This is a genomic window from Caballeronia hypogeia, assembly GCF_001544875.2.
GTDB lineage: Bacteria > Pseudomonadota > Gammaproteobacteria > Burkholderiales > Burkholderiaceae > Caballeronia > Caballeronia hypogeia.
This window is the reverse complement of the sequence record NZ_FCOA02000041.1, coordinates 1-12,662: the sequence shown is the minus strand read 5'-3', so window position 1 is coordinate 12,662 and position 12,662 is coordinate 1. Positions and strand designations below refer to the sequence as shown.

Sequence of the window (12,662 nt, the reverse complement as noted above, 5' to 3'; positions counted from 1 at the left end):
CAAGGAGACCGACGATGTCAGCGTCCGATCGCCCGTTCGGGAAGACCCACGAAGTGACGAATCAGGCGCCGCCGCTGGTCGGCTACGATTCCTTCGCGTTCGACGCGGCGCTGTCCGCGGCGCTCGCCCGGGAAGGCGCCCAATGGCACGCGGACACGCTCTCGCGCGACGGCATCGCGCTCACGCAGCCGGAGGCCGTCGCGCTGGCGGATCTCGCCAACCGGCACGAACCCGTACTCGCGACGCACAGCCCGCGCGGCGAGCGTATCGACGCGCTGGAGTTTCATCCGGCCTGGCATGAATTGCTGCGCCGTCTGCGGCACGAAGGGCTGCATGCGATGCCGTTCGAGCCGCAGGCGCGCGCCGGTTCGATGGCCGCGCGCTGCGCCGGCTACTATCTGCACGCGCAGCTCGAATCGGGATCGCTGTGTCCGGTCACGATGACCTTCGCGAGCATTCCGGTCTTGCGCCAGGAGCCGGATCTGTTCGCGCGGATCGCACATCCGCTGTTGTCGCGCGAGCACGATGCGCGCGACATTCCGCTCGAGGCGGGCAAGCACTCGATGCTGATCGGCATGGGCATGACCGAAAAACAGGGCGGCTCGGACGTGCGCAGCAACCGCACGCGCGCACACGCGCTGGGTGCGCCGGGACGCGGCGGCGCCTATCGGCTGGTCGGTCACAAATGGTTTTTCTCCGCGCCGCAATGCGACGCGCATCTCGTGCTCGCGCGCACCGCAGAGGAAGGCGGGCTGTCGTGCTTCTACGTGCCGCGCTTCACGTCCGACGGGCGCAAGAACGCGGTCCAGGTACAGCGCCTGAAGGACAAGCTCGGCAACCGCTCGAACGCGAGCAGCGAAGTGGAATTTCTCGATGCATACGGCGTCATGATCGGCGACGAGGGGCGCGGCGTGCCGACCATCATCGAGATGGCGAATTTCACGCGGCTCGACTGCGTGATCGGCAGCGCGGCGCTGATGCGCGCGGCGCTCGTTCAGGCGATCCACCACGCGCGGCATCGCAGCGTGTTCGGCGCGCGGCTCGTCGATCAGCCGCTGATGCGCAACGTGCTCGCCGATCTCGCGCTCGAATCCGAGGCGGCGGCGCTCCTGTTCATGCGGCTCGCGGGCGCGTTCGAGGAAAGCGCCGCGCCGGGCGGATCGCCGCAGGCGCGCGCGTGGCGGCGCATCGTGACGCCCGCCGCGAAATTCTGGGTGTGCAAGCGCGCACTCGAATTCACCGGCGAGGCGATGGAAGTCTGGGGTGGCAACGGCTATGTCGAAACCGGACCGATGGCGCGTTTCTATCGCGAGGCGCCGGTCAATTCGATCTGGGAAGGCTCGGGCAACGTCATGTGCCTCGACGTGCTGCGCGCGTTCGAGCGTGAACAGGACGCCGCGCATGCGCTGCTCGACGACTGGAAGACGACGGGAGGCGCGCATCCGGCGCTCGCGGGAGCCTTGTCGGCGCTCATCGGCATGTTGACGGGCGATCCGGCCGCACGCGAGGCGTCGGCGCGACGCATCGCTCAGCAACTGGTGCTGTGCGCGCAGGGCGTGCTGATGGCGCGGCATGCGCCGCGGGAAGTGGCTGACGCGTTCATCGATACGCGGCTGGGCGAGGCGCGCGGCGACACCGGACGCATATACGGCACGCTGCCGGCACGCTTCGATCACGCGGCGATCGTGACGCGGGCGTTCGCGGCATGACCGGGCGCTTTCAGCGCAACGCCCGGCTGGCCTCGCGCATCGGTTCCTCGTTTTCCAGCCGGTAAACCCACGCGAGCAGTTCCGCCACGGCCTGATACAGCGCGGGCGGAACGTGCGCATCGAGGTCGACCTGCATCAGCAGCGACACCATTTCCGGCGATTCGTGCACGTACAGGCCCGCTTCCTTCGCGCGCTGCACGATCATCTCCGCGACCATGCCGTAACCCTTCGCGACAACGCGCGGCGTCGCGTCGCGGTTGCCCGCCTCGTAGGCAAGCGCGGTGGCCTGCTTGCGGGTGTAGAGCGGCGAGCTCATGCGTCTTCCTCCCCGCCGTGCGGATTGCGGAACAGGTGCTCGAGCGGCGAGCGCACCTTCTTTTTCGTGGCGCGCTTGTCGCCGGACAGCGCGAGATCGGTGCTGCCGTCCATCGAGCGCACGGACAGCGACGCCAGCGCGATGCCCGCCGCTTCGAGCTGGCGCGCGAACGCGGCGCCATCGGCGGCGAGGCGGCTCGCGCCTGCGTCGCTCGACTTGATGCGCGCGACGAGCTTTTCGCCGGTCAGGACCAGTTCGGCGTCGACGGTGCCGAGCGCCGGCAGCGACAGGGTCACGCGCGTACGCCACGCGCGTTCGTCGTCGGGATCGGCGCCGCCGCGGGGATCGCGCGGTTCGCGGGCGATCTCCCATTCGAAACGCGTGCCGGGCCACGCTTCGCCCTGCCAGCGGAACTGCTGGTTGGCGAGCGCGTCGAGTTGCTGGCGCACCACGCCGAGCGTCGCCGGATGGATTCCCGCCGCGATCGACGCCTGCACCGCCGACTCGTGCTGGCTCGGCTGGGCGCTCTGCGCGTTTTGCGCCGCCGCGCTGCCCGCGCCCTGCGAGTGCGACAGCGCGGCGGCCGGCGCGTCGCGCACCGAAGCGGCGAGCGCGGCCGCCTGCTGCGGCGTCTGCGGCGGCTCGACGACGACGCGTGCAGGCGTGTGCAGATCGGGCAGATCCGGCGCGAGTTGCGCGGTGAACTGCGGCGCGCGGGCGTCGTCCAGCCCGGTGTCGCCAGGCGCGGCGCCGTGGGCGAAATCGAGCGGCAGCGACTGCGCGCGCGCATCGACGCGCGCCTGCGGCTCGTTGGCGAGCGATTCGGCGCTGCGCTGGCCCGCGAGCCACTGCATGAGATGCGATTCGTAGAAGAGTCCGCTTTCGCCGACGGTTTTCGCCAGCTCGGCCGCGAGCGCGGCGGTGGGCAGCGGCGGCAAATTCTGGGTCGCGGCGCGAGCGGCCGCGACCGCGGCGGCGTTGGCGGAAAAAGCGGTATCGAACAGGCCAGTCGTGAGCGCGGCGTAGGCGCTCGCGGGACGCGGCGGCGTCGGCCACAACGGGGCGTCGGCGGTCAGCGCGGGCGCAGCGCCGCCGAAGCGCGAGATCACGTCGAGCGTGCGCGCGACGCTGGACAGCGCCGTTTGCGCCGATGCCGCCGGGGCGTTCGCGCCCGCCGGCGTGCCGACGCTCTGCGACATATCAGTCTGCGTCGTGGTCTGCCCGACGCTCGCGCCGGTGACGCCGCTGCCGCTCACGCCGTTCGGCGCGCGAATCGCGGACATGAGGAGCTCGGTGCGGCTGGCGAGCAGCGTTGCGATCGCGGTGTCGAGTCCTGTCATGCCCACTTCCCAAAATGCGCGACGGCCGGCTCCGGGCAAAACTGCCCGCGACGCCGGCTCGTGCGCGCGATCGAACGCCTAGCGCAGTCCGATCATCTTTTTCAATACGCGCGCCGGGTTGTTCACCGAGAAGAGCGCTGACAGGCGCGCGAGACTCGGCGACGTCAGGTCGCGGATCGCGGCGTCGTCGGCGAGAATCTTCTTCACGAGGTCCAGCTTGCGCGCCCGGGCGCTTTCGTCGAGTTCCGAGCCGGAATCCGCTTCCTTCAACTGCTCGATCAGCTCGCGGTAAGTGCCTTGCAACGCCTTCAATTCGCTCCACTCGCCACCGCGAGCGGCGACCAGCATCTGACCCGAAACGGCCGCAATGGCTTCGTAGTGGGCGAAATATTCTTGTGTCGTCTTCATTCTCTTGAGGCAGTCGACGCGCTTGCCCGTCAAACGGGCGCTGCGGTCATTTGCGCCACTTCCGGTCCAATTCCGACCCAGGCTTCCTCGAGCGTCGCGAGCAGGTTGTCGACCTCGACGAGCATCGTCTCGTCCTGCTTCAGATTCGCCTCGAGCAGCCGGCGCGACATATACGTATAGAGCGCGTCCAGACGCTCCGCGATTTCACCGCCCGCTTCCTTGTTCAGCGCCTGCTGCAGCCCGCTCTCGATGATGCTGATCGCCTTGCCGACCGCCGCGCCGCGCGCGCCGATGTTGTGCTGCTGCAGATGCATGCGCGCCTGCGCGATCGCCTGACGAGCGCCCTGGTAGAGCATCACGATCAGGCGGTGCGGGCTCGCGCCCATCACCCCTGTCTGCACACCCACGCGTGCGTAGGCGCTGGCTCCGGCGTGTCCTGGGGAATACATCTTTCGCTTCTCCTTATGCGATGGCGCGACGTCCGCGGGCTTCCTGCGGGCGCCGGCGCCTGTCGTCCTGGTCCGGTGTGAGTCCGGTAAAACCGGTGCGGGCGAGCGCGCCGTCCGCCGTGGCGGACGAACCGTCGTTCGCCGTGCTGTTACCGGGGTTATCGGAGAAACGCGGCAAAGCTTTAGGACTCAAGGCTCTAGAGCCGTCGCAACGGGCAAAAGAAACGGGTTCGAGACAGGCGTCCGGGCGTCAGACGGAAATCTGCATGATGTCGTTGTAGGCCGAGACGAGCTTGTTGCGCACCTGCAAGCCGAACTGCATGCCGACGTTCGCCTTCTGCATGTCCACCATCACGTCGTTGAGCGACACGTTCGGCGCGCCGATCTCGAACGCGTGCGCCTCGCCCATCGCCTTGTTCTGGTTGTCGCTGATCTTGTCGATCGACGATTTCAGCGCGTCGGCGAAACTGCCCACGCTGGCCGCGCCCGACGTCCCGCTCTGCCCCGTGACGGCGCCCGACGCAACGGTCGAGGCGGCGCTGGCGCCGCCGGCGGCCTGCGAGGCCATCGACTGAATGGCCGAGAGAGCGGCGGAAAGCGGATTGATCGGAAAGTTCATGTTGACTCCGGGTGACAGTGAAAAGCCAGTGCCGCTGGTGGCGGTGGCCTGATGCTCGGGCCGCATCTCGCGGAGGTTCGCCGAGTACGAAAAAGATTAGCAGCGGGCGGATTTTCAAAGCACCGGAAGAACGGGGAAAACCCCGCTCTATTCACCGAATCGACTTGCAATCTTCTGCGGATAATCCCCATCGTGAAAAGTCCTCCACCGCCGCTTACATGAAAGCGGAAAGCGGCGGGAGGAAGACGACAAGATTCGGAGCTTCGACGCTAAATGGAAACGCCCAACAACTCACTGATCTCGCCCGACGCCAGAATGGGCCTGGCGGGCGCGCAACCGGGCGCGGCCGGTACGGCTTCGGCAGGCGCGGGCCTCGCCGGCGGCGCCGACTTCGGCGGCTTTGCGCAACGCGTGCCCATGCTCAACCAGTTCCGCTCGAATCCGCGCGTGCCGCTGATCGTGGCTGCCGCGATTCTGGTGATGGTGGTCGCGGGCCTCGTCATGTGGTCGCGTCAGCCGGATTACCGCGTGCTGTTCTCCAATCTCTCCGATCGGGACGGCGGCGCAATCGTTGCCGCGCTCCAGCAGGGCAACATTCCCTACAAGCTGTCCGATGGCGGCGGCGCGATTCTCGTGCCGGCAGAGCAGGTTCACGAAACGCGCCTGCGTCTCGCGAGCCAGGGTCTGCCGAAAGCCGGCTCGGTCGGCTTCGAGCTGATGGACAACCAGAAGTTCGGCATCAGCCAGTTCGCCGAGCAAGTGAACTATCAGCGCGCGCTGGAAGGCGAACTGGAGCGCACCATCGGCTCGATTTCTTCCGTGAAGTCGGCGCGCGTGCATCTGGCGATTCCGAAGCCCTCCGTGTTCGTGCGCGACAAGGAACTGCCGACCGCCTCCGTGATGGTCAATCTGTATCCCGGCCGCGTGCTCGACGAAGGCCAGGTGGTCGCGATCGCGCACATGGTCGCGTCGGGCGTGGCGGACATGCCGGTAAAGAACGTCAATATCGTCGATCAGGACGGCAATCTGCTCACCAGCCAGAGCGCCGCGAACGGTCTCGACGCGTCGCAACTGAAATATGTGCAGCAGATCGAGCACAACACGCAAAAGCGCATCGACGCGATCCTGGCTCCGTTGTTCGGCGCCGGCAATGCGCGTTCGCAGGTGAGCGCCGACATCGACTTTTCGAAGCTGGAGCAGACCGCCGAAAGCTACGGCCCGAACGGCAACCCGCAGAGCACGGCGATCCGCAGCCAGCAGTCGAGCGAATCCAGCGAGACGGGTGGCGCGAGCGTCGGCGGCGTGCCGGGCGCGCTGTCGAACCAGCCGCCGCAGCCGGCTTCCGCGCCGGTCGATGCAGCCGCGTCGGGCGCAGCAGGCGCGAGCGCGAAAACCGGTCCGCAGAACCAGCGCAAGGACACCACGACGAACTACGAAGTGGACCGCACCGTGCGCCACTACGAGCAGGCCACGGGCGGCATCAAGCGCCTCTCGGTGGCGGTGGTCGTCAACTACGAGAAGAAGGTCGATGCGAAGGGCAACGTCACGATGACGCCGCTCGCCGCCGACAAGCTCGCGCAGGTCCAGCAGCTCGTGAAGGACGCGATGGGCTTCGACGAGAAGCGCGGCGACTCGGTGAACGTGGTGAACAGCGCGTTCTCCGCCGACCTGAACGTGACGCCCGAAGCCCCGTGGTGGCGCACCCCGCAGATGATCGCGTGGGGCATCCAGGCGGCGAAGTACGTGGGCATCGGCATCGTGGCGCTGTTCCTGTACTTCAGCATGGTGAAGCCGGCGATGAAGCGCGCCTTCCCGCCGCCGCCCGAAGCCGCGCCGACGCTCGGCGCCCCGGATGAACTCTCGCTGCTCGACGGCCCGTCCATGGGCGCAAACGGCGAGAAGACGAATGACGAAGACAAGGATGCCGAGGTGAGTCTCCTCGGTCATGAAAGCAAGAAGGCCAAGTTCGATCGCAATCTGGACTACGCGCGCATGGTGGCGCGTCAGGATGCGCGCATCGTGGCGACGGTCGTAAAGAACTGGGTGTCCGATGAACGCTGAAGGCCTGAACAAAGCCGCTCTCCTCCTGATGTCAATCGGTGAGGAAGAAGCCGCCGAAGTATTCAAGTATCTCGCTCCGCGCGAGGTGCAGAAGATCGGCGCGACCATGGCGGCGCTGAAAAACGTGACGCGCGAGCAGCTCGACAACGTGCTGACCGAATTCGTCTCCGAAGCCGAGCAGCACACGGCGCTGTCGCTCGATTCGAGCGAGTACATCCGCTCGGTGCTGACCAAGGCGCTGGGCGAAACCAAGGCCGGCGCGCTGATCGACCGTATCCTGCAGGGCAGCGATACGAGCGGCATCGAAGGCCTGAAGTGGATGGACTCGGGCGCGGTCGCGGAACTCATCAAGAACGAGCATCCGCAGATCATCGCGACGATTCTGGTGCACCTCGACCGCGATCAGGCGTCGGAAATCGTGTCGCTGCTGCCGGATCGCCTGCGCAACGATGTGCTCCTGCGCATCGCGACGCTCGACGGCATTCAGCCCGCCGCGCTGCGCGAACTCGACGACGTGCTCACGACGCTCCTTTCCGGCAGCGACAACCTGAAGCGCGCGCCGATGGGCGGCATCCGCACGGCGGCGGAGATTCTCAACTTCATGTCGAGCAACCACGAGGAAGGCGTGATCGCGAACGTGCGCGAATACGACGCCGAGCTCGCGCAGAAGATCATCGACCAGATGTTCGTGTTCGAGAACCTGCTCGACCTGGAAGACCGCGCGATCCAGTTGCTGTTGAAGGAAGTGGAATCGGAAACGCTGATCGTGTCGCTCAAGGGCGCGCAGCCGGCGCTGCGCCAGAAGTTCCTGTCGAACATGTCGCAGCGCGCGGCCGAACTGCTCGCGGAAGACCTCGATTCGCGCGGTCCGGTGCGCGTGTCGGAAGTCGAGCAGCAGCAGCGCAAGATCCTGCAGATCGTGCGCAATCTCGCGGAAAACGGTCAGATCCAGCTAGGCGGCAAGGCGGAGGATGCGTATGTCTGACGCTCACGCGCAGAAGGCTCCGGTCTCGGCGTATCAGCGCTGGGAGATGGCGTCGTTCGATCCCGTCACGGTCGAAGTGGACAACAGCGCGGCGGAACAGGCCGCGCTCGAAGCACACTTGCGCCGCGTCGAGGACGACGCGTATCAGCAAGGTCTCGCGAAGGGTCATGTCGCGGGCCAGGCGCTCGGCTATCAGGCTGGGTACGAGCAAGGCCAGACGAAGGGTTTCGAGGACGGCCGCAAGGACGCGCTCGCGCAGGCCGCGCTGCTCGCGCAAATCGCCGATTCGTTCAAGACCGCGCTCGCCGCCGCCGATGCCGCCATCGCGGAATCGCTCGCGGAGCTGGCGGTCGATATCGCGCAGCAGGTCGTGCGTCAGCATCTCGCGCTCGATCCGACGGCGCTCGTCGCCGTCGCGCGTGAAGTGATCGCCGCCGAACCGGAGCTTTCCGGCGCGCCGACGCTGATCGTGAATCCGGCGGACATGCCGATCGTCGATGCCTATCTGAAGGAAGAACTCGAAGGCGCCGGCTGGACCGTGCGCCCGGACCCGGTCGTCGAGCGTGGCGGCTGCAAGGCGCACGCGGCGACCGGCGAAATCGACGCGACCAATGTTTCGCGCTGGGAGCGCGTGGTGGCCGCGATGGGGAGAAACAAGCCGTGGTGAATCAGCACATTACGCAGGATGGCTTCTCGGCGCTGGAGCAGGAACTCGCGCGCGCATCGTTCGGACCGCTCGCGGCGGACGAAGCGGCCGACGACGCATCGGCGGATGATTTCGCCGCGCGCACCATCGCCGGACTGGCCGATATCGCCGGCAATCCGCATATCGACTCGTGGCGCGACAAGCTCGACGCGCTCAAGTCGCGCAACGCGATCGCCAAGCCGCTGCGTCCGTGCGGGCGTCTGACGCGCGCGGCCGGCCTGGTGCTGGAAGCGGTCGGCCTGAAGATGGGCGTCGGCTCCGAATGCATGATCGAGCTGCCGCCGGGCAGCGCGATTCCGACCGCCGAAGCCGAAGTCGTCGGCTTCTCGGGCGACAAGCTGTTCCTGATGCCGACGACCGAAACGGGTGGTCTCCTGCCCGGTGCGCGCGTCTTTCCGCTCGAAAGCGCGCCGATCAACGATCCGATGGCGGGCGCGAAACGTCTGCCGGTCGGCTGGGAAATGCTCGGCCGCGTGGTCGATGCGTCGGGCCGTCCGCTCGACGGGCTCGGGCCGCTCGGCGCGAAAGTCGATGCGCCGTTGTCCGCGCCGGTCATCAACCCGCTGAACCGCGAGCCGATCCACAAGGTGCTCGACGTCGGCGTGCGCGCGATCAATTCGCTGCTGACGGTCGGGCGCGGCCAGCGCATGGGCCTGTTCGCGGGCTCGGGCGTCGGTAAATCGGTGTTGCTGGGCACGATGGCGCGGTACACGAGCGCGGAAGTGATCGTGATCGGGCTGATCGGCGAGCGCGGCCGCGAAGTGAAGGAATTCATCGAGCAGATTCTGGGCGAGGACGGTCTCGCGCGTTCGGTCGTCGTGGCCGCGCCCGCCGATGTTTCGCCCGTGCTGCGCATGCAGGCCGCCGCGTACACGACCTCGCTCGCCGAATATTTCCGCGACCAGGGCAAGCACGTGCTGATGCTGATGGATTCGCTGACGCGTTACGCGATGGCCCAGCGCGAGATCGCGCTGGCGATCGGCGAGCCGCCCGCGACCAAAGGCTATCCGCCTTCGGTGTTCGCGAAGCTGCCGGCGCTTGTCGAGCGCACCGGCAACGGCCCGGAAGGCGGCGGTTCTATCACCGCGTTCTACACCGTGCTGACCGAGGGCGACGACCAGCAGGACCCGATCGCCGACTCGGCGCGCGCGATTCTCGACGGCCACATCGTGCTGAACCGGTCGCTGGCGGAGGCGGGGCACTATCCGGCCATCGACATCGAACAATCGATCAGCCGCGTGATGACCTCGATCATCGACGACAAGCATCTGGAGCGCGTGCGCCTGTTCAAGCAGATGCTCTCGCGCTACCAGCGCAACAAGGACCTGATCAACGTGGGCGCGTATTCGAGCGGCCGCGACCAGTTGCTCGACCGCGCGATCGCTATGTATCCGCGCATGGAGTCGTTTTTGCAGCAAGGATTCCGCGAAGAGGCGCCGTTCGAGCCGAGCATCGCGATGTTGAATCAGCTGTTCGAATAGTTTTCGACTAGTATCCGAAGCATTCGAGCATTCATCAGAAGAACGCCAAAAGACCATACGGGACCGTCACGCCATGTCCAAGAATCTGCCGATCAACACGCTCATCGAACTCGCCGAAGAGGAACTCGACGCCGCCACCAAGCGCCTCGGCAAGCTCCAGCAGGAGCGCAACGAGATCGAAACGCAGCTGAACTCGCTCATCACCTACCGCGACGAATATCACGCGCGGTTCACGGCGTCGGCGCAGGAAGGCACCACGGCGCAGACGCTGCGCAATTTCCAGGCTTTCGTCGACACGCTCGACACGGCGATTTCACAGCAGCGCACGGCGCTCCTGATGGCCGATCAGCGCATCGAGGCGGCCAAACCCGACTGGCGTCTGAAGAAGCAGAAGCTGGGCAGCTATGAAGTGCTGGCCGCGCGCGGCGAGGCGCTGCTCGCGAAAAAGGCGGCGCGCGTCGAGCAGCGCGAAGCCGACGAGCATGCGGCGAAGGTGCTGCGCATGCGCGCCGAGCGGGCTTAAGTCCATTTTTCCTTTATTGCATTCCAGAGAACGCGTATGTCCTCCGTTTCCCTTCTCGGCGCGCTGAGCGGCGCCACGTCCTCGGGCAAGTCCGCCGCATCGCGCGCGGCGAGTGCGGGCGCGTCGTTCGGCATGACGCTGCAGAGCATCACCGACCGCGCCAACGCCGACGCGCAGGCCGCGAAGGCACTGGCGGGTTCCGGCGACAAGACGAGCGTGCATGACGCGCCGAAGCCGGACGACAGCGCGTCGGCGGCGGCACAGAAGAGCGACGACGCATCGGATGCGCAGGCGGCCTCGAAGTCCGATCGGACGGACGCGGCCTCCAAGCATGCGGGCAAGGCCGATACGGCGGATGCGCCGAAGGCTTCGACGCAGGCGTCGGGGGCTTCGTCGTCGGATGCGGCGGCGCAGGCGAAGGCGAAGGCGCGCGCGGATGCGGCGAACGCTTCTTCCGACGCCGACGATGCCGACGCCACGCTCGCCGATCTGAGCGACGCGGCCGCGGCCATCACGACGAGCGCATCGACCGACGAGGACAAATCGACCGGCGAAACGCACAAGAGCGGCGATGCGAAATCGCCGCAGGACGCGCTTCAGGCCGCGCTCGCGGCGATGAACAACGCTCAGCCCCAGGCGATGCCCGCGAACGCGGCGGCGAACGGCGCGGTGGCGACGGCGCGTGAGGGCGCGAAAGGCGAGGATCAGGGCGACTTGTCGGCCAAGGGCTCAAAGGGCGCGGGCCTGATCGGACTCGCGGCGAACGCGAAGGTCGATGACAAGGCCGCCGATGTGTCCGCGCTCGCGAACGCCCAGGCCGCGGCCGCGACGCCGGCGGATGCGGCGAGCGCCGCGTACAAGCAGGCAGCCGATGCGGCCGCGCACGCGGTGGCGGCGTCGGCGAATTCGGCGGTGTCGAGTCCGCAGGGCGCGATGGCATCGGCGACGAGCGCGGCGATCGCGCCGCATGTGGGGTCATCGGGCTGGGATGACGCGTTCAGCCAGAAGGTAGTGTTCCTTTCCAAGGGAGACCAGCAGAGCGCCGAGCTGACTTTGAATCCGAAGGATCTGGGGCCGTTGCAGGTGACGCTGCAGGTTTCGGAGAGCCATGCGCATGCGCTGTTCGTGTCGCAGCATCAGCAGGTGCGCGAGGCGGTCGAGGCCGCCATGCCGAAGCTGCGGGAGGCCATGGAGGCGAATGGGATTAGCCTCGGGAGCGCTTCGGTTTCGGATGGCTCCGCCTTTGCGCGGCAGTCGCAGCAGCAGGGGGATGGTCGCTCGTCGGGTGGTTCGGGTTCGTCGCGCGGGATTGCCGGAGTTGCGGGTGGCGGGGACGATGTCGTCGCTTCCAGTGTGAATGTGGCCGTGCGGCGCACGGTGGGGCTCGTCGATACTTTTGCTTGATGGTTTTGCTTTTGCTTTTGCCTTCGATTTCGTGAAATCCTGAATTCGTGTCGGTCTATTAGCACTGCCCCTCCCCGGGGCGGGGGTAACTTTCTTTGCGGCTGCAAAGAAAGTCACCAAAGAAAGCAGCTTTTCAGGCCCGCGGTCACACGCAATTTGGCCACGCTTATTCTTTCCCCGTGGCCCTCGCCTAAGTGTCGCCCTCATAGGCCCCACCGGGCTTGGATCGCGGACCCACTGCCACATCGCGCCGTTTAACTGACTGGTGCAGCGCCTGCAAGCTCCGGCACCGCGCTTCGCGCCGCCGACGGGTCCATCGGGTCCGCGCGCGCTTCTTACTCACGCCGCCATCGCGCGGCATTTGCTCACCGACGGTTTCCCTTGCAGACCCAGCGGCAGCGCGTAGCGCTGTGCCGGTGCTCTTTCGTGCTGAACCAGCCACTTTGACGTTCTAGCTCGTCAGACCGTGCGCGATCCACTTTGCGTCAGACCTTCGAGGGAGACACTGAGAGGCCGGGCCAATCAGAACGAGGACTACGAGCCCGTTTGGAGCACTCCGGGTCTAGAAAGCTGCTTTCTTTGGTGGGCGGCCTCAAATCTGAAGTGCAACACCTGTTTCGTATAAGGTGTTGCGATGCACGAAAGAACTCAGTATCAACAG

12 protein-coding genes are annotated in these 12,662 nt (G+C 66.7%); 7 read left to right on the top strand and 5 right to left on the bottom strand.

The genetic code is table 11. From position 1 onward, the window contains the following. The first annotated feature begins 14 nt into the window (after nt 1-14). Nucleotides 15-1,709, top strand: coding sequence for an isovaleryl-CoA dehydrogenase (locus AWB79_RS34130; RefSeq protein ID WP_061171874.1), 1,695 nt, complete (start codon nt 15-17; stop codon nt 1,707-1,709). Nucleotides 1,710-1,719: 10 nt separating this feature from the next. On the opposite strand, the gene AWB79_RS34125 is transcribed toward AWB79_RS34130, so the two are convergent. The 5 genes from AWB79_RS34125 to fliE form a co-directional block, all read right to left on the bottom strand. Then, on the bottom strand, nt 1,720-2,025 hold the full coding sequence (locus AWB79_RS34125; protein WP_061171873.1) for an EscU/YscU/HrcU family type III secretion system export apparatus switch protein: 306 nt from the start codon (nt 2,023-2,025) through the stop codon (nt 1,720-1,722). Continuing rightward, nucleotides 2,022-3,365, bottom strand: a complete 1,344-nt coding sequence (fliK, locus tag AWB79_RS34120) for a flagellar hook-length control protein FliK (protein WP_061171915.1) — start codon at nt 3,363-3,365, stop codon at nt 2,022-2,024. The genes AWB79_RS34125 and fliK overlap by 4 nt, the downstream gene beginning before the upstream one ends. A gap of 78 nt (nt 3,366-3,443) precedes the next feature. Further along, nucleotides 3,444-3,773: a flagellar protein FliT gene (locus AWB79_RS34115; protein WP_061171914.1), complete on the bottom strand. Its 330-nt coding sequence runs from the start codon at nt 3,771-3,773 to the stop codon at nt 3,444-3,446. Between the two features lie 29 nt (nt 3,774-3,802). Further along, nucleotides 3,803-4,222, bottom strand: coding sequence for a flagellar export chaperone FliS (fliS, locus tag AWB79_RS34110; protein ID WP_061171872.1), 420 nt, complete (start codon nt 4,220-4,222; stop codon nt 3,803-3,805). Between the two features lie 250 nt (nt 4,223-4,472). Continuing rightward, the gene (gene fliE, locus AWB79_RS34105; RefSeq protein WP_061171871.1) at nt 4,473-4,841 is read right to left on the bottom strand and encodes a flagellar hook-basal body complex protein FliE; all 369 of its coding nucleotides are present in this window, start codon (nt 4,839-4,841) and stop codon (nt 4,473-4,475) included. A gap of 273 nt (nt 4,842-5,114) precedes the next feature. Between fliE and fliF the strand changes: the two genes are divergently transcribed. The 6 genes from fliF (at nt 5,115) to AWB79_RS34075 (ending at nt 12,001) form a co-directional block, all read left to right on the top strand. Further along, entirely contained in the window at nt 5,115-6,902 is a 1,788-nt protein-coding gene (gene fliF, locus AWB79_RS34100; protein WP_061171870.1) for a flagellar basal-body MS-ring/collar protein FliF, read from the top strand. Beyond that, complete coding sequence (gene fliG, locus AWB79_RS34095; protein ID WP_061171869.1) at nt 6,892-7,887, top strand: flagellar motor switch protein FliG; 996 nt, start codon at nt 6,892-6,894, stop codon at nt 7,885-7,887. The genes fliF and fliG overlap by 11 nt, the downstream gene beginning before the upstream one ends. Continuing rightward, nucleotides 7,880-8,554 (top strand): flagellar assembly protein FliH, encoded by a 675-nt coding sequence (gene fliH, locus AWB79_RS34090; RefSeq protein ID WP_061171868.1) that lies wholly within the window; start codon nt 7,880-7,882, stop codon nt 8,552-8,554. The genes fliG and fliH overlap by 8 nt, the downstream gene beginning before the upstream one ends. Next, complete coding sequence (gene fliI / locus AWB79_RS34085) at nt 8,548-10,074, top strand: flagellar protein export ATPase FliI (RefSeq protein WP_061171867.1); 1,527 nt, start codon at nt 8,548-8,550, stop codon at nt 10,072-10,074. Before fliH ends, fliI begins: the two co-directional genes overlap by 7 nt. 73 nt (nt 10,075-10,147) lie before the next feature. Beyond that, entirely contained in the window at nt 10,148-10,597 is a 450-nt protein-coding gene (fliJ, locus tag AWB79_RS34080; RefSeq protein WP_061171866.1) for a flagellar export protein FliJ, read from the top strand. Nucleotides 10,598-10,633: 36 nt separating this feature from the next. Continuing rightward, nucleotides 10,634-12,001: a flagellar hook-length control protein FliK gene (locus AWB79_RS34075; RefSeq protein WP_061171865.1), complete on the top strand. Its 1,368-nt coding sequence runs from the start codon at nt 10,634-10,636 to the stop codon at nt 11,999-12,001. Nucleotides 12,002-12,662 lie beyond the last annotated feature (661 nt).

Bases quoted from the DNA above. Each gene is read 5' to 3' on its own strand.
- AWB79_RS34125 (WP_061171873.1), bottom strand. From the start codon at position 2,025: ATGAGCTCGCCGCTCTACACCCGCAAGCAGGCCACCGCGCTTGCCTAC.
- AWB79_RS34115 (WP_061171914.1), bottom strand. From the start codon at position 3,773: ATGAAGACGACACAAGAATATTTCGCCCACTACGAAGCCATTGCGGCC.
- fliH (WP_061171868.1), top strand. From the start codon at position 7,880: ATGTCTGACGCTCACGCGCAGAAGGCTCCGGTCTCGGCGTATCAGCGC.
- fliG (WP_061171869.1), top strand. From the start codon at position 6,892: ATGAACGCTGAAGGCCTGAACAAAGCCGCTCTCCTCCTGATGTCAATC.
- fliK (WP_061171915.1), bottom strand. From the start codon at position 3,365: ATGACAGGACTCGACACCGCGATCGCAACGCTGCTCGCCAGCCGCACC.
- fliS (WP_061171872.1), bottom strand. From the start codon at position 4,222: ATGTATTCCCCAGGACACGCCGGAGCCAGCGCCTACGCACGCGTGGGT.
- fliE (WP_061171871.1), bottom strand. From the start codon at position 4,841: ATGAACTTTCCGATCAATCCGCTTTCCGCCGCTCTCTCGGCCATTCAG.
- fliJ (WP_061171866.1), top strand. From the start codon at position 10,148: ATGTCCAAGAATCTGCCGATCAACACGCTCATCGAACTCGCCGAAGAG.
- AWB79_RS34130 (WP_061171874.1), top strand. From the start codon at position 15: ATGTCAGCGTCCGATCGCCCGTTCGGGAAGACCCACGAAGTGACGAAT.
- AWB79_RS34075 (WP_061171865.1), top strand. From the start codon at position 10,634: ATGTCCTCCGTTTCCCTTCTCGGCGCGCTGAGCGGCGCCACGTCCTCG.
- fliF (WP_061171870.1), top strand. From the start codon at position 5,115: ATGGAAACGCCCAACAACTCACTGATCTCGCCCGACGCCAGAATGGGC.